Annotated in this window: 17 protein-coding genes; 11 read left to right on the forward strand and 6 right to left on the reverse strand. The window is 65.3% G+C overall.

What is annotated here, in order from left to right:
* Window positions 1–108: 108 nt before the first annotated feature.
* Window positions 109–606 (reverse strand): MarR family winged helix-turn-helix transcriptional regulator, encoded by a 498-nt coding sequence (locus tag AC1DR6_RS09755; protein ID WP_476829026.1) that lies wholly within the window; start codon window positions 604–606, stop codon window positions 109–111.
* 35 nt (window positions 607–641) lie between these two features.
* The gene (locus tag AC1DR6_RS09760) at window positions 642–1,727 is read right to left on the reverse strand and encodes a TRAP transporter substrate-binding protein (RefSeq protein ID WP_476829027.1); all 1,086 of its coding nucleotides are present in this window, start codon (window positions 1,725–1,727) and stop codon (window positions 642–644) included.
* A 74-nt stretch (window positions 1,728–1,801) separates the two neighbouring features.
* Here AC1DR6_RS09760 and AC1DR6_RS09765 point away from each other — a divergent pair, with 74 nt between their 5' ends.
* From AC1DR6_RS09765 to AC1DR6_RS09775, 3 genes are all read left to right on the forward strand, one after another.
* Complete coding sequence (locus AC1DR6_RS09765) at window positions 1,802–2,620, forward strand: fumarylacetoacetate hydrolase family protein (RefSeq protein WP_476829028.1); 819 nt, start codon at window positions 1,802–1,804, stop codon at window positions 2,618–2,620.
* An 88-nt stretch (window positions 2,621–2,708) separates the two neighbouring features.
* Entirely contained in the window at window positions 2,709–3,242 is a 534-nt protein-coding gene (locus AC1DR6_RS09770; RefSeq protein WP_476829029.1) for a hypothetical protein, read from the forward strand.
* A gap of 61 nt (window positions 3,243–3,303) precedes the next feature.
* Window positions 3,304–3,813, forward strand: a complete 510-nt coding sequence (locus AC1DR6_RS09775; RefSeq protein ID WP_476829030.1) for a CreA family protein — start codon at window positions 3,304–3,306, stop codon at window positions 3,811–3,813.
* 9 nt (window positions 3,814–3,822) lie between these two features.
* On the opposite strand, the gene AC1DR6_RS09780 is transcribed toward AC1DR6_RS09775, so the two are convergent.
* Complete coding sequence (locus AC1DR6_RS09780; protein WP_476829031.1) at window positions 3,823–4,149, reverse strand: hypothetical protein; 327 nt, start codon at window positions 4,147–4,149, stop codon at window positions 3,823–3,825.
* A gap of 318 nt (window positions 4,150–4,467) precedes the next feature.
* Here AC1DR6_RS09780 and cysS point away from each other — a divergent pair, with 318 nt between their 5' ends.
* The 4 genes from cysS to cimA all read left to right on the forward strand — a co-directional run bounded on the left by cysS (window position 4,468) and on the right by cimA (window position 8,435).
* Complete coding sequence (gene cysS, locus AC1DR6_RS09785) at window positions 4,468–5,967, forward strand: cysteine--tRNA ligase (protein ID WP_476829032.1); 1,500 nt, start codon at window positions 4,468–4,470, stop codon at window positions 5,965–5,967.
* Window positions 5,964–6,347: a nucleotidyltransferase domain-containing protein gene (locus AC1DR6_RS09790; protein ID WP_476829033.1), complete on the forward strand. Its 384-nt coding sequence runs from the start codon at window positions 5,964–5,966 to the stop codon at window positions 6,345–6,347. The genes cysS and AC1DR6_RS09790 overlap by 4 nt, the downstream gene beginning before the upstream one ends.
* On the forward strand, window positions 6,344–6,733 hold the full coding sequence (locus AC1DR6_RS09795; protein WP_476829034.1) for a HEPN domain-containing protein: 390 nt from the start codon (window positions 6,344–6,346) through the stop codon (window positions 6,731–6,733). The genes AC1DR6_RS09790 and AC1DR6_RS09795 overlap by 4 nt, the downstream gene beginning before the upstream one ends.
* Before the next feature lie 103 nt (window positions 6,734–6,836).
* Complete coding sequence (gene cimA, locus AC1DR6_RS09800; protein WP_476829035.1) at window positions 6,837–8,435, forward strand: citramalate synthase; 1,599 nt, start codon at window positions 6,837–6,839, stop codon at window positions 8,433–8,435.
* 157 nt (window positions 8,436–8,592) lie between these two features.
* Here cimA and AC1DR6_RS09805 read toward each other — a convergent pair whose 3' ends face one another.
* On the reverse strand, window positions 8,593–8,928 hold the full coding sequence (locus tag AC1DR6_RS09805; protein WP_476829036.1) for a hypothetical protein: 336 nt from the start codon (window positions 8,926–8,928) through the stop codon (window positions 8,593–8,595).
* Between the two features lie 162 nt (window positions 8,929–9,090).
* On the opposite strand from AC1DR6_RS09805, the gene AC1DR6_RS09810 reads away from it, so the two are divergent.
* Together AC1DR6_RS09810 and AC1DR6_RS09815 are read left to right on the forward strand one after the other, a co-directional pair.
* Window positions 9,091–11,004, forward strand: a complete 1,914-nt coding sequence (locus tag AC1DR6_RS09810; RefSeq protein ID WP_476829037.1) for an ABCB family ABC transporter ATP-binding protein/permease — start codon at window positions 9,091–9,093, stop codon at window positions 11,002–11,004.
* Window positions 11,005–11,068: 64 nt separating this feature from the next.
* The gene (locus AC1DR6_RS09815) at window positions 11,069–11,560 is read left to right on the forward strand and encodes a hypothetical protein (RefSeq protein ID WP_476829038.1); all 492 of its coding nucleotides are present in this window, start codon (window positions 11,069–11,071) and stop codon (window positions 11,558–11,560) included.
* A 21-nt stretch (window positions 11,561–11,581) separates the two neighbouring features.
* Here AC1DR6_RS09815 and AC1DR6_RS09820 read toward each other — a convergent pair whose 3' ends face one another.
* Window positions 11,582–12,955 (reverse strand): cytochrome P450, encoded by a 1,374-nt coding sequence (locus AC1DR6_RS09820; RefSeq protein ID WP_476829039.1) that lies wholly within the window; start codon window positions 12,953–12,955, stop codon window positions 11,582–11,584.
* A gap of 152 nt (window positions 12,956–13,107) precedes the next feature.
* Here AC1DR6_RS09820 and AC1DR6_RS09825 point away from each other — a divergent pair, with 152 nt between their 5' ends.
* Both AC1DR6_RS09825 and AC1DR6_RS09830 read left to right on the forward strand, forming a co-directional pair.
* Window positions 13,108–13,848, forward strand: coding sequence for a phosphatidylserine decarboxylase (locus AC1DR6_RS09825; protein ID WP_476829040.1), 741 nt, complete (start codon window positions 13,108–13,110; stop codon window positions 13,846–13,848).
* A gap of 58 nt (window positions 13,849–13,906) precedes the next feature.
* Entirely contained in the window at window positions 13,907–14,764 is an 858-nt protein-coding gene (locus AC1DR6_RS09830) for a CDP-alcohol phosphatidyltransferase family protein (RefSeq protein WP_476829041.1), read from the forward strand.
* A 15-nt stretch (window positions 14,765–14,779) separates the two neighbouring features.
* Here the strand turns inward: AC1DR6_RS09830 and AC1DR6_RS09835 are convergent, their stop codons facing one another.
* Window positions 14,780–15,166 carry a hypothetical protein gene (locus AC1DR6_RS09835; protein ID WP_476829042.1) on the reverse strand — a complete coding sequence of 129 codons (387 nt, stop codon included), beginning with the start codon at window positions 15,164–15,166 and terminating at the stop codon, window positions 14,780–14,782.
* Window positions 15,167–15,276 lie beyond the last annotated feature (110 nt).

A 15,276-nucleotide genomic window follows, 5' to 3' on the forward strand; every position in this document is an offset into this window, starting at 1 on the left:
AGCCGTCATTCTCGGGCTTGACCCGAGAATCTTGCGCCGGAAGAGGCTCCGAGCCTTCGTGTGATGAGATGCTCGGGTCAAGCCCGAGCATGACGCTACCGACAGGCCTTACGACCCGTCCTCTTCCCGATACGTCCCGGCCAGGTGCCGTCCGCGCTCGGTCAGGGTCGAGAGGACACGCTCGAAGGTCTTGAGTTCGTCGGGCGCGATGCCCTCGATCCAACGCGCCTCGAAGCCCAACGCCAGCGGCACGATCTGGTCGTAGACGCGGCGGCCGGCCGAGGTCAGCTCGACGAAGGACTCGCGCCGATCCTGCCGATTCTCGGACCGAGAGACCAGACCGCGCTTCTCCAGCTCGGTCACGGCGCGTGAGACCTTGGTCTTGTGCATCTGCGCGAGCTCGCCGATGTCGCGCGAGGTCAGCTTGCCGAACTCGCCGAGCTGCGCCACGACCCGCCATTCGGGGATGCCGATGCCGAAATGCTCGCCATAGATGCGGCCCAGCGCCCGGCTCGCGAACGAGCCGACGACATTGAGGCGATACGGCAGGAAGCGCTCCAGCCGGAGCGCCTGCTTCTCGGAGTCATCGGGTGGTTTCGTCGACATCGGCGGGTCCCAGGCTTAGCCGGTCAATTCCGGCTTCAACGCGCTTTCAGGCGGTTCATGAACGTGTCGTAGGAGAGTTCGCCGAGCTGCCACCAGAGCAGGTTTTCGCCCCGGAACGCCACCATCGACTCGTAACCCTTCTTGAAATCGGCGCTCTTGGCGCTGGTCTCGGTGTAGTATTCCTCGGACGCTTTGAGCGCCGCTTCCATGACCGGCAGCGGGAAGGCCCTCAACTGCGCGCCCTGCGCGACCAGCCGGCGCAGGCCGCCGGGGTTCACGAAGTCGTATTTCGCCAACATCCAGTTGTTCGCCGCCTCGCAAGCCTGGGCGACGATCGCCTGGTAATGCTTCGGCAGCTTGGCCCAGGCCTCCTTGCCGATGATCAGGTGCAGCATGGCGCCGCCCTCCCACCAGCCGGGATAGTAATAATATTTCGCGACGCGGATGAAGCCGAGCTTCTCGTCGTCATAGGGGCCGACGAATTCGGCCGCGTCGATCGAGCCACGCTCCAGCGCCGGGTATACGTCGCCCGGCGCGATCTGCGTCGGCACGACGCCGAGCTTCGCCAAAACCGAGCCGCCCATGCCGCCGATGCGGAACTTCAGCCCCTTCAGGTCATCGACGCTCTTCAGCTCGTTGCGGAAAAAGCCGCCCATCTGGCAGCCGGAATTGCCGCAGGGAATGGAGTAGGCGTTGAAGCGGTCCAGCACGCCGTTCACGATCTGCTCGCCGCCGCCGAAATACCACCAGCTGTGCTGCTGGCGGGCGTTGAGCCCGAACGGAATGCCGGTGCCCAGACCCAGCGTCGGATCCTTGCCGATATAGAAATAGGTCGGCGAATGGGCGCATTCGACGGTGCCGGAGGACACCGCATCGAGTGCTTGCAGACCGGGTACGATCTCGCCCGGCGCGAAGACCTGAACCTCGAAATTGCCGTCGGTGGCTTCGGAGACGAGCTTCGCGAAGTGCTGGGCGGTGCCGAAGATGGTGTCGAGCGACTTCGGAAAGCTCGAGGTCAGCCGCCATTTCACCTGCGGTTGCGACTGCGCCAGAGCCGGCATCGCGATCGGTGCCACGGCTGCGGCGAGAGCCCCGGTTTTCAAAAACGCCCGACGTTCCATATGCTCTCCTCCCGAGGCCTTTTTTCGAAGGCCGTTGGCCTCTTATTGGCGTGTCCCGGAAGGAATGGAAAGAGATGAAACTCGCTTCCCTCGCTCATGGTCGGGACGGCCGGCTGGTCGTCGTCTCGAACGATCTGACCCGTGCTACCGACGCTTTCCCGGTTGTCGCCACCTTGCAGGCGGCGCTGGATGATTGGGAGCGTCTGGCCCCACGCCTGGCCGATCTCGCCGAGGGGTTGGAGCATGGCTCCGTGCCCTCGTTCCGCTTTCATGAGCACGCTTGCGCCGCTCCGTTGCCGCGAGCCTATCGCCGCCTCATCCAGCAAGGGGAGGGCGCGCTGCTCGACATCGCCGGGGACGCCTCGCTCGGTCCGCGTCAGCCGACCCGCTTGCCGGGGGAGGAGGGCAGCGATTGCGCCTGCGGTCTCGCGATCGTCATAGGCGATGTGCCGATGGGTGCCTCGGCGTCGGAAGCCTTCGGTCTGGTTCGCCTGGTCATGCTCACCGTTCACGTGAAGCCGTGGAATCAGGATGTGAACTCGTCCGGCCAACCCCTTGGAACGACTCACGCAGCGGCCTTGACGCTCTCCCCCGTCGCCGTCACGCCGGATGAACTCGGCGTGGCATGGACCGATCCCGGCAAAGCAATGGCCCTGCATCTGCAAGTCAACGGCGCGTCCTCGGCGGTCTCGGTCCCGCTGGCATTCGGCTCGCTGCTCGCGTCTGCTTCCGCGCGGCGCGCGCTGACGGCGGGCACGATCGTCGAGCACATCCCGGCGGCGCCGGCGCCGGTGCCGCTGCGATTCGGGGACACGGTGCGCATCGAGATGAAGGATGCAGCCGGCCATTCGATCTTCGGCGCGATCGAACAGGAGATTCTGCCCGAGGGCTGATGGCGGAACAGCTTGGCGCTTGCCGGAGGGCCGGGTAACCTGCCTTGATCCGCCCGTCTTCCGAGTCTCCAGCGAGAGCCGAGCCCCAATGACCGAATCCGTGCCGCTCTACACGACGACGATCCCGCTCGCCTTCTTTATCTGGGCGCCGGTCTTCGTCGTCGTGCTCTACTGGTTGGTCGGCTTCTGGTCGAACCGGCAAGGCGTGCCGCGCATGCTCGAAAGCGACTGGGATGGCTACAGCGTCGCCGATGTCGAGAAGCTGTTCGGCCTTTATGGCGAGGCAACGCGCGCCCGCTACCGCAGCCGCGTCCTGCCGGCGGATGTCGCTTGCGCCTTCACCTACGCCATCGTCGGGGGATTGCTGATCGCGGGCCTCGCCATGCGTGGCCAGCCCTGGTGGATCGCGGCGCTGTGCGGGGGCGGCTGGCTGATCGGCGGGCTTTGCGACGTCGCCGAGAACCTGGCAGTCGCGCGCCTGCTCGATCGCTATCCTGCGGTCGCCGAGGGCGATGTCGCCTTCGCCAGCGGCATGACGCGTCTGAAGCTCATCTTCTTCTCGTTGGGTGTCGTCGGCGCACTCGCTGCCGCCTGGCTGGTGTTTCGGCCTCTGGCGCCCTGATCTCGCCGGGGCCATATGCGGCTCGCCTCGGTTTCGAGCGCGTGCCTTTCGGAGTTCGCCAATGCGCCTGCCTGTCATCCTCTCCGCCCTGGCGGTCTTCTGCCTTGCCGCCGCCGGGCCTGCGGCGGCGCAGGAGGACCTGATCTTCAAGAAATCGACCGTCTGGAAGGCGTTGACGCCGGACGACAAGCTTGCGGTCTACGGGGTCGACGATCCCGTGGTCGAAGGCGTGGCCTGCCATTACACCGTGCCGGAAAAGGGCGGCGTGAAGGGCATGCTCGGCGTGGCCGAGGAGGTTTCGGAGGTTTCGCTCGCCTGCCGTCAGGTCGGACCGGTCAAGTTCAAAGAAAAGGCGGAGCAGGGCGATGTCGTCTTCCGCGAGCGCCGCTCGCTCATCTGGAAGAAAATGCAGATCGTGCGCGGCTGCGACGCCAAGCGCAATGTGCTCGTCTATCTCGTCTACACCGACAAGCTGATCGAGGGCTCACCGCAGAACTCGACCTCGACCGTGCCGATCATGCCGTGGGGCGCGGCGACCGACGTGCCGAAATGCGCGGACTGGATCCGTTGAGGAGGAAGATCAGCCGCCGCAGGTGATGCTGAGCGGCTGCTCGCTGACCGCGGCGACGGGCTTGGCGACCGTGCCGGTGAAATCGGCGCGGTCGGCCACGCCGAAGGCGACGGCCTTGCCGAAGCCCTGCGCTTCGCACCAGGCATTGGCGACGATCTTGCCGCATTCCGACGCCGTGCTGAGGCAATCGGCAACGCCGTAGCCGTCGCTTGCCGGGATCAGGAAGGTGCGCTGCTCGTTCGAGGCTGCCGTGGTCTTCGTGGCCGGCAGCACCGAAAGCGAAAGACCGCCCGCGACGATTCCGAACAGTCCGAGAAGGGCGACGGCGCGGCGCATGCGAGGAGATCCTGTTTCAACGGGCCAGCAACCCGAGAATCGGGAGGATGGTTCCGGTCCGTTAAATTTGAGTGAATTGCGCGGCGATGTTGCGGCGCAGCAAAGTGGACGCCCTCTTGACGGACGTGCTGCGGAAAGGCAATCACTCAGCACTATGACGCGAGCCGCCATCCACAACCGGATTTGCTTGATTTGCCGCTAGCTTTCGCTGGCCGGCTGCTCACGTCCTCGTCCTGAAAACGAAAAGACAACAGCGCCCCGGCCAGCGGCCAGGCTGTTCTTGTTCTGCTCTTCGTTCGTTTTCAGGATTTCCGCCCGATGTCGCCGACGCTCAGGCTCTACAACACGCTGACGCGGACGAAAGAGGATTTCGTCCCGATCGATCCGCGGAATGTGCGGATGTATGTCTGCGGTCCGACGGTCTACGACTACGCCCATATCGGCAATGCCCGCCCTGTCATCGTCTTCGACGTGCTCTATCGGCTGCTGCGGCATCTTCACGGCGACGCTCACGTCACCTATGCCCGCAACCTCACCGACGTCGATGACAAGATCAACGCCAGAGCGGCCCGTGATTATCCCGGCATCCCGCTGAACGAGGCCATCGCCAAGGTCACCCACGGCACGACGGCGCAGTTCCATGCCGATATCGATGCGCTCGGTTGCCTGCGGCCGGATGCCGAGCCGCGTGCGACCGAGCATATCGAGGAGATGAAGGCGATCATCGAGCGGCTGATCGCGCGCGGCGTCGCCTATGTCGCCGAGGACCATGTGCTGTTTCATGTGCCGGCCGTCGCGCATCTGGCGAAGGCGCCGAAATATGGTTCGCTGGCGCGCCGCTCGCTCGACGAGATGATGGCCGGCGCGCGGGTCGATGTGGCCCCTTACAAAAAAGACCCGATGGATTTCGTGCTGTGGAAGCCGAGCCGCGACGGCATCGATCCCGGCTGGCCGTCACCCGCCGGCATCGCCACGCCCGGCCGCCCCGGCTGGCACATCGAGTGCTCGGCGATGTCGATGGCGAAGCTGCTCGCGCCCTTCGGCGGCGGACTTTCCTGCGACGATCCCGCCAAGAACGCCTTCGACATCCATGGCGGCGGAATCGACCTCGTCTTCCCGCACCACGAAAACGAGATCGCCCAATCCTGCTGCGCCTTCGGTGGGGCGGACGGAGCCGGGCGCATGGCCAATATCTGGATGCACAACGGCTTCCTGCAGGTCGAAGGCGAGAAGATGTCGAAAAGCCTCGGCAACTTCGTCACGATCAACGAACTCTTGGAGACGGAGAAGTTCGGCGAGCGGAAATGGCGAGGTGACGTTCTTCGTTTGGCGATGCTGAAGACACACTATCGCCAGCCGATCGACTGGACTGTGAGTGCGTTGAACGAAGCCGAGCGAACCTTGAATTCTTGGGGGCGGAAGTGGGTGCCCGATCAGACCGCGTCTATCGAGATTGATGCTGTCGAGGACGCATTATGCGATGATCTGAATACTGCGGCTGCTATCACCGCTCTGCACAAAACGTACAACGATGCCGAGCGGGGCGACGCATCGGCGGGGCGTCGGCTGACGCGTACGCTTCTGGCGCTCGGTTTCGATAACCTTTTTTACGCTAGCGCCGGTACATTCGGTCTAACCGACACGGACATCGCCCTCATTGAGGCAAAGAAGGATGCGCGCCTCGAAGCCCGCCGCGCCAAGAACTTCGCCGAATCCGACCGCATCCGAGACGAGCTGGTTTCGATGGGCATCGTATTGATGGACGGCAAGGACCCGGCAACCGGCGAGTTGACGACGGCCTGGGAGGTGAAGCGATGATCGATCTCGTCGAGCTCCTCGCTGCGCCGGACGCAGCGGCAGTCGAGCAAGCCCTGTCCGACTATGCAGGCTTGGTCGCAGATGTTTATGGCGACCGGCTTGTCGGGCTCTATCTCTTTGGCAGCCGGGCGCGGGGCTCCTCTCGACCCGAAAGCGATGCGGATATCGCAGTGGTGCTGACGGCCCTGTCCGGGTCGGCACTGGACGAGAAGATGCGTCTTGTCGATCTTGCCTTTGACGCTCTGACGGAATCTGGGCTCATGATCCAGCCATGGCCGTTCAGCCAGGCCGATTGGGAGAACCGTGGAGTCGAAGCCCGCTTTTCTGGCCTGCTGCAAGCCGCGCGTCGCGACGCCGTGGCGGTGGTGCCGGCGAGATGAGGCCTCATCTCGACAAGGCCCGGCAATCCTTGCGCTCCGCAGAACTGCTTTTGCAGGTCGGCGATTTCGACGGGGCGGTCAATCGCGCCTATTACGCCTGCTATGACGCGGCACGCGGCTGCATCGAGGCGCTAGCCGCGATCGACACGACCGAGGTCAAGACCCATGCCGGTCTGATCAGGTTGTTCAACCTTGTCGTCGTCAAGGCCGGTCATTTACCATTGGAGATCGGTCGGCTGATCGGCCGCGAGGAGCAGCTGCGCCTTTTTGCCGATTACGGCGACGGTGTGCAGCACCGCGAAGAGGCCGAACTCGCCGTTTCGCAGGCGCGGGACTTTGTTTCGGCCTGTATCGCTCTCATCGACAAGAACAAGAAAAGCCCATGACCCCCAACATTCGCCCCGCAGGCTCGCTGTCGCTCGCCATCAAGCTCGTCATGCTGGCCATGGTTGTGCCTCGCATGTTGCGCTTCAAGCTGAGGCGCGAGCCGTGAGCGCCGCGCGCATCCATCTTTTCGACACCACCCTGCGCGACGGCGCGCAGACGACCGGCGTGGATTTCTCGCTCGACGACAAGCGCGCCGTCGCAGGCCTGCTCGACCGGCTCGGCATCGATTATGTCGAGGGCGGCTATCCCGGCGCCAACCCGCTGGACACGGCCTTCTTCGCCGAAAAACCTACGAAACACGCGAAATTCGCCGCCTTCGGCATGACTAAGCGGGCAGGGCGCTCCGCCGCCAACGATCTGGGCATCGCCGCGCTGCTGGAGGCGAAGGCCGACGCCATCGTCTTCGTCGCCAAGGCGTGGGACTACCATGTCCACGTCGCCCTCGAGATCTCGCTGGAGGACAACCTTGCCGGCATCCGCGAAAGCGTCGAGGCGGCGAAGGCCGCCGGCCGCGAGGTAATGCTGGATTGCGAGCACTTCTTCGACGGCTACAAGGCCAATCCCGCCTACGCCCTCACCTGTGCCCGCACGGCTTATGAAGCCGGCGCCCGCTGGATCGTGCTCTGCGACACCAATGGCGGCACGTTACCGGACGAGATCGGCACGATCGTCGCCGAGGTCACGAAGACAGTGCCGGGCGAGCATCTCGGCATCCACGCCCATGACGATTGCGGCTGCGCCGTCGCCAATTCGCTGGCCGCGATCGAGGCCGGGGCGCGCCAGATCCAGGGCACGCTGAACGGGCTGGGCGAGCGCTGCGGCAACGCCAATCTCGTCACGCTGATCGGCACCCTGAAGCTCAAGGAGCGCTATCGCGATCGCTTCGCGCTTGGCGTCGATGAGAGCCGGCTCGCCGATCTTGCCCATGTCTCGCGCGCGCTCGACGAGATGCTGAACCGCGCGCCCAACCGGCATGCCCCCTTCGTGGGCGCCTCGGCTTTCGCGACCAAGGCCGGCATCCACGCTTCGGCTGTGCTGAAGGACCCGCGCACCTATGAGCATGTAGCGCCGGAGGCGGTCGGCAACACCCGCAAGGTGCTGATTTCGGATCAGGGCGGAAAGTCGAACCTCGTCGCCGAGCTTGAGCGCATCGGCGTCACGCTCGGCCGCGACGACCCGCGCCTCAACCGCGTGCTGCAGGAGGTCAAGGACAAGGAGGCGCAAGGATACGCCTTCGAAGGCGCCGACGCCTCGTTCTTCCTGCTGGTAAAGCGCATCCTCGGCGAGGTGCCGGATTATTTCGAGGTCGAGCGATTCAAGGTGAATGTCGAGCGCCGATACAACGCGCTCGGCGAACTCGTGACCTTTTCCGAGGCGATCGTGAAGGTGAAGGTCGGCGACGACCTGCTGATTTCGGCCGCCGAAGGCGACAGCGGCCCGGTCAACGCGCTCGATATCGCGTTGCGCAAGGATCTCGGCCGTTACCAGTCGCTGATCGGCGGCTTGCGCCTTGTCGATTACAAAGTGCGTATCTTCCAGGGCGGCACCGACGCCGTGACCCGCGTCCTGATCGAGTCCGGCGACGAGACTGGCGAGCGCTGGACCACGGTGGGTGTCAGCGCCAACATCATCGACGCCTCGTTCCAGGCGCTGGTGGATTCCATCACCTACAAGCTGGTGAGGGCCGGCGCGACAGCTTGAGCAGCGCGCCTCGCCGCAAACGTCGCTCATCCCGGGCGAAGCGAAGCGCAGACCCGGGATCCATTCCAGAACCTTTATCTGAGGCGCTCCGGCATGGATCCCGGATCGGCGCCGCCTCGCGGCTTGTCCGGGATGACGGCGCCGATGTTGGAGAGGTTCACTCCGTCAGGCGCAGCACCCGTTCCTTGCAAAGGTCGATGTCGGAGTCGGTATCGGCCTCGTCGTCGAACTTGCCCTGCACGGTAAAGGCGCAGCCTTGCGCCTTGGTAAGTTTCAGCGCGACGCTCTTGCCCGGCGGTAACGGTCTGGCGAGCTTGGCAACAAGCAGCGGCTGCTCGCCCGCTGTCGTGATCTCCAGTGCCATCAGCGGCACGGCCCGCTGGTTGGTGATGGTCACCTGCGAGACGGGCTTCTTGCCCTGCGCGTAGGCTGGCAGCGCGGCGGCGGCCATCGTGAGGCCGAGGCCTGCCGCGATCAGGATGCGCGATGTCATGGTCGTGTCTCCCGATATGAGCATGTTTTGCTCTGGCGCGATCAGACACCCGCGCTTCGGCGAGAGCAAGGCAGCATTCCGGCGCAAGGCCGACCCCCGACAAGACCCATGCGCGCCGGGGCGTTTGCGCCTATATCAGCCGCGCAACTGGAATCATTTTAAATGCCATCGCCTGCCGCGCCGCCTCCGGCGCCGAGTTTCTCGCGCTCCGCCGTGATCGAGCCGGGATCCGGCTTCTTCGCCACGTTCCGGGCTCTGTGGCCCTATTTGTGGCCGGCGGAGAGGGCCGATCTGCGTGGGCGCGTCGTGGCGGCTTTCGTGCTGATGCTGTGCGGGCGCCTGATCCTGATGGGCGTGCCGTTCACCTTCAAATGGGTGACGGATGCGCTGGCCGGTACACGCTCGGGCGTGGAGAACTGGCTGCCCTGGCTGGTCGGTGCCCCGCTGGCGCTGACGGTGCTCTATGGCCTTGCGCGCGTCGGCTCGGCCGCTTTCGTGCAGTTGCGCGACGCCATCTTCGCCCCGGTGTTCATGCATGCGGTGCGCACGCTCGCGCTGCAGACCTTCGGCCATCTGCATTACCTGTCCCTGCGCTTCCATCTGGAACGCAAGACCGGCGGGCTGACCCGTGTGCTGGAGCGTGGCCGCAACGGCATCGAGGAGATGGTGCGGCTCGGCCTCAACCAGCTCGTTCCGGTCATCATCGAGGTGGTGCTGATCATCGCCGTGCTGCTGGCGCTGTTCGACTGGCGCTATGTCGTGGTCCTGGTGACGATGGTCACGACCTATATGACCTACACCATCAAGGCGACGGAGTGGCGCATCGCCATCCGCTCGGCGATGAACGAATCCGACACCGACGCCAACGCCAAGGCGATCGATTCGCTGCTGAACTACGAGACGGTGAAGTATTTCGGCGCCGAGGCCCGCGAGACCGCCCGTTACGATGTGTCGATGGCACGCTACGAGCGCAATTCGATCAAGTCCTACACCTCGCTCGCCTGGCTCAACTTCGGCCAGGCCGCCATTTTCGCCGCTGGCCTGACGCTTTCGATGGTGATGGCGGTCCGCGGCTTTCAGTCCGGTGCCAACACGGTCGGCGACCTGATCCTGATCAACTCCATGCTGATCCAGCTCTATATTCCGCTGAATTTCATGGGCACCGTCTACCGCGAGATCAAGCAGGCGACGCTCGACATCGCGCAGATGTTCTCGCTGATCGGGCGCGATCCCGAGATCCAAGACAAGCCGGGCGCGTTGCCGCTGCAAATCCCGGCAGGTGAGGTGGTCTTCGACGACGTGCATTTCGCCTATGTGCCGGAGCGACCGATCCTGCGCGGGGTGTCGTTCACGGTCCCGCCTGGAAAGACCGTCGCGATCGTCGGCCCGTCCGGCGCCGGCAAGTCGACCATTTCCCGGCTGCTCTTCCGCTTTTATGAACCGCAGGCCGGCCGTATCCTGATCGACGGCCAGCCGATCCCCGACGTGCAACAGGTCTCCTTGCGCGCCGCCATCGGCATGGTCCCGCAGGACACGGTGCTGTTCAACGATACGATCGAGTACAACATCCTCTATGGGCGGCCCGGCGCGACCAAGGCGGAGATGGAGGAGGCGGCGCGCCTCGCCCAGATCGACCGTTTCATCCGCCTCCTGCCGGAAGGATACGCCACCTCGGTGGGGGAGCGCGGGCTGAAACTGTCGGGCGGCGAGAAGCAGCGCGTCGCCATCGCCCGCACCATTCTGAAGGGCCCGCCGATCCTGGTGCTGGACGAGGCGACCTCGGCGCTCGATTCCTTCACCGAGAAGGAAATCCAGGATGCGCTCGACCGGGTCAGCGAAGGCCGAACCACGCTGGTCATCGCTCATCGTCTCTCGACCGTGGTGAATGCCGACGAGATCATCGTCCTCGACAAGGGCGTCATCGTCGAGCGCGGCAACCATCGCGACCTGCTCGCTGCCGAGGGCGTCTATGCCGCGATGTGGAACCGCCAGCGCGAGGTCGACGAGGCCAAGGCGACCCTGCAGCGCGCGACGCAGGCGGAGGAGCCGAGCGTCCGCGTCAGCCTGACGACCTGACGCGCCTCTTTTCACCGGGGCCGGCATTCGTCATGGTCGGTGGGCGAGGCGGGGGAGGGGTTCCATGTTCGATCCGACGACGTTCACCGGGTTTCACACCTGGCTCAGCTTGATCGCCATTGTCGCCGGTTTTCCCGTCGCGGCGGGGATGCTGCGGGGCCACACGCGACCGCGCTGGACCGGCACATTTCTGTCGACGGCTTTTGCCACCAGCGCCACAGGCTTCGGTTTTCCGGTCAGCGGTATCCTGCCGTCGCATATCGTCGGCGCGCTCTCGCTCGTGCTGGTCGCTATCGCCGCCTTCGCGCTTTACGCACGTAGGCTGGAAGGCGCGTGGCGCCGCGTCTATGCCATTGCGGCCCTGTTGGCCTGGTACCTTCTGGTCTTCGTGCTGGTGGCACAGCTGTTTCTCAAGGTGCCGGCCCTCCATGGGCTCGCACCGACCGGGGCGGAGCCCGCCTTTCTCGTCGCGCAGCTGGTGGTGCTCGCCGCGTTCGCGGCGCTGATCTGGCAAGCCGCGCGGCGCTTCGTCCATCCCCCGCGACTTGCTGCTTGAGTCTCGCGGCCGCGCCGAGCCTCAAGCGGCCCGGCGTTCGGTCGCGGACATCATCAGCGGACGGCGCGGCCGCAGCGTGATCTTGAGCGAAGGTTCGGGGGCTGCGTTCGAGAGCGGCGCGAGCTTCAGTGCCGGTAGCAGCACGGCAAGGATCGCAACCGCCTCCATCGTCGCGAACGCGCTTCCGATGCAGATCCGCGGCCCGGCGCCGAAGGGCAAATAGGCGTAGCGATGCCGGCCACGGCTGGCTTCGCCCAGAAAGCGGCTCGGGTCGAAGCGGTCCGGCTGGTCCCACAGTTTCTCGTGGCGATGCACGGCCTGGATCGGCACGTAAAGCACCGAGCCTTCGCTGAGCGAGAGCCCGCCAAGCGAGAACGGCTTCTCGACCTGTCGGGTGATGACCGGCGCCGGCGGATAAAGCCGCATCGATTCCTGGAAGACCGCCTTGGTGAGGCTCAGTTGTGCGACATGCTCGGGCGCCAGCGGCGTGCCTTGCGTGACAGTCGCGACCTCGTCCAGCACCTGCCGTTCGATCTCGGGATGCTCGGCAAGCAGATGCAAGGTCCAGGCGAGGCCGAGCGCGGTCGTCTCGTGGCCGGCGGTAATGAAGGTCAGCAGGTTGTCGACGATCTCCACGTCCTGCATCGCCCGGCCCGTTTCGCGGTCGGTCGCCGCGAGCAGCATGTCGAGCAGATCGCCGCGGCGTTCGCCTGAGGCGCGCCGCGCCGCCACAAGTTCGCCGATGCTCTCGCGCAGATACCCTGTGGCGGCCTTGGCGCGGGCACGGCCGGGATAGGGCAGCCATTCCGGCAGGCCGAGCATGGTGTAGGCGAAGACGTAGCCCGTCGGCTCGAGATAGTGGCTGATCGACCGCTCGACCCGATCGACATCGAGATTGGCGCTGCCGGACAGCATCGTGTCCACGATGATCGCGAAGGTCGTCCGCATCATCTCGTGGCCGATGTCGAGCGGCGCGGCGCTCTCCTGCCAGCGCGCCCGCGTGTCTTCAGCCGCGCCGATCATCGCCGGCAGGAAGCCCAGCAGCTTGTCATGCTGAAAGCCGGCTGCGACCGACTGCCGCTGCCACCGCCAATGCGCGCCCTCTGCGGTCAGCAGCCCATCGCCGAGTGCCGGACCCAAGACCTTGCGCGCGATCTCGCCCTTGCCGAGCGACGCCGCGTTCTTGACCAGCGCCTCCTGGATCAGCGCGGGATCGCAGACATAAAGGCTCTGCCGCCCGGCGACGCTCGCCAGGACCAGCTTCTCCCGAAAGATCTCCTGGGGAAGCGCCGTCAACGGGTTGCGCAGGATGGCCGCGAACAGGCCAAGTGGCGAGCGACTCGTCTCGACGAGGCCCTCGGTAGCGAGTTCGGACGGGTTCACGGAGATGTTCATCGGATTGCCTCCAGGGCCGGTTCGGTGCTCTCCAGCAACTGGGTGTTGAATTGTGGCGATAAAAGAGGGTGCGACCCCGCCGGGCTTCCCCTTCCGCCCGGAACCGCCTAAATCACCGCGTCGCTCCGCCAGCTCCGCTGCGAGCAAATCCATTGCCGCGCCGACGCGCGGCCAGAACAACGGAACAGCCCATGTCGCTCGTCGATTCCGTCCGTAAGGTGATCGTGCCCATCCACAAGGAGGGCTATGTCTTCATCGCCATCGGGCTGGTCGCGACCATCATCCTCGCCAATTTCTGGTCGCCCTTCGGCTGGATCGGCGCAATCATCACGGTCTGGATCTGCTATTTCTTCCGCGATCCGATCCGCGTGACGCCGCAGCGGCTCGGGCTGGTCATTTCGCCGGCCGACGGCAATGTCAGCCAGGTCGCGCTGGCCCTGCCGCCGCCGGAACTTGACCTGCCGGCCGAGCCGATGATGCGCATCTCGATCTTCATGAACGTCTTCGACTGCCATGTGAATCGCAGCCCCGTGCCCGGTCGCATCCTGAAGATGGCCTATACGCCTGGTCTCTTCCTGAACGCCGAGCTCGACAAGGCCAGCGACGACAACGAGCGCAACGCGCTGGCGATCGAAACCGCATCCGGCACCGTCGGGGTGGTCCAGATCGCCGGGCTGGTCGCGCGCCGCATCGTGCCCTTCGTCAAGGAAGGTGACGTTCTCGGCACAGGGGAGCGCTTCGGCCTGATCCGCTTCGGCTCGCGCGTCGACGTCTACCTGCCGGCCCATGTCGTGCCGCTGGTCGGCCCGGGCCAAACCGCCATCGCCGGCGAGACCGTGCTCGCCGACATGGCCGCCAACGAGGTCGTCACCCGCAGCTACCGCCCGATCTGACGGGACGGAGCGCGGGCGCGACTGGCGTGACGGGTAGAATCCGCGTATTCCCGCTGCCATGAGCGACCTTTTCCCCCCATTCGAGCCCGAGCGCGTCGAGCCCAAGCGCCCGCGGTTCAAATCGATCCCGTTCCGGTTGATCGCGCCGAACCTTGTCACGCTGCTGGCGCTCTGCCTTGGCCTGACGGCGATGCGGCTGATCGTCGAGGGGCGGCTGGAGACTGCGACGATCTGTATTCTGGTCGCCGCTGCGCTCGACGGCATCGACGGACGGCTTGCGCGCATGCTGAAGGGCACCTCGCGCTTCGGCGCCGAGCTCGATTCGCTGTCGGATTTCGTGAATTTCGGTGTCGCGACAGGCTATGTGCTGTGGATCTTCGTCCTGCACGACCTGAAATCCTTCGGCTGGATCATCGTGTTGACGCTGGCATGCGCCATGGCGCTGAGGCTTGCGCGCTTCAACGTCATGATCGACGATCCCAACCGCCCGGACTGGCAGAAGAACTTCTTCGTCGGAATGCCGGCACCGGCCGGCGCGATCACCGCCTTGTTGCCGGTCTATCTCCAGACGGTCGGTGTTCCCGTGCAGGAATACGGCGCACCCTTCGTGGGCCTCTATATCCTGTTCATCGCCTTCCTGACGATCTCGCGCATTCCCTGCTATGCCGGCAAGACCCTGGGCACCCGTGTTCCCCGCGACATGGTGCTGCCGCTCTTTGCCGGTGCAGTGATCATCGCAGGGCTGCTTTTCGCCTACACCTTCGAGACGCTGAGCGTCGTGGTGCTCGCCTATCTCGGGCTGATCCCGCTCAGCATGGCGCGTTATCGCAAGCTCGAGCGCGAGCATGCCCTCGCGGCCCCGCTACAGGAGACGCCGGCACAGGAGACGCCGGCGCAGCCGGAGACGACCCTCTAAGCAGGCAAATCGTGATCAGCCGCGCTGGCGCAGCCGCGCGGCATTGGCGTGTGCGCGGCGGGAGAACGGCTCCAGCGTGCTGTTGGCCACCTTCGCGGACGCTTCGGCGAAATCGACCTGGGCGAGGGGATTGAGCGCAATGCCCCACCAGAACGCGGCGGCAGCGCAGCCGGCCGCGACGCCGCTCTCCATCAGGGCCGAGACTTTTTCCACGACGGCCTTGGTCGCTTCGCGCTGGCCTGAGCGGTCGCCCATGGCGCCCTTCATCAGCATAGGCATCCGCATGGCGATGGTCAGTCCGGCATCGGCCTGCATCGTCGCCATGCGCATGGCCAGCGCCTGCGCCTCGACGCCTGCCGCGGCAATGGCAGTGACGGCCTTTGGCTTGCGCGATGTGGGCATGGACAAACTCCGGGGCGCCAGCGGACGCCGACGATAAAGGACTCTGGCGTTGCGCCTGCCGCTTGGCAATGGCCGGGAAGCACAGGGGCTGGCCAAGGCCATGCGGCTTC

The organism is Allobosea sp. P5_A5 (assembly GCF_056400625.1).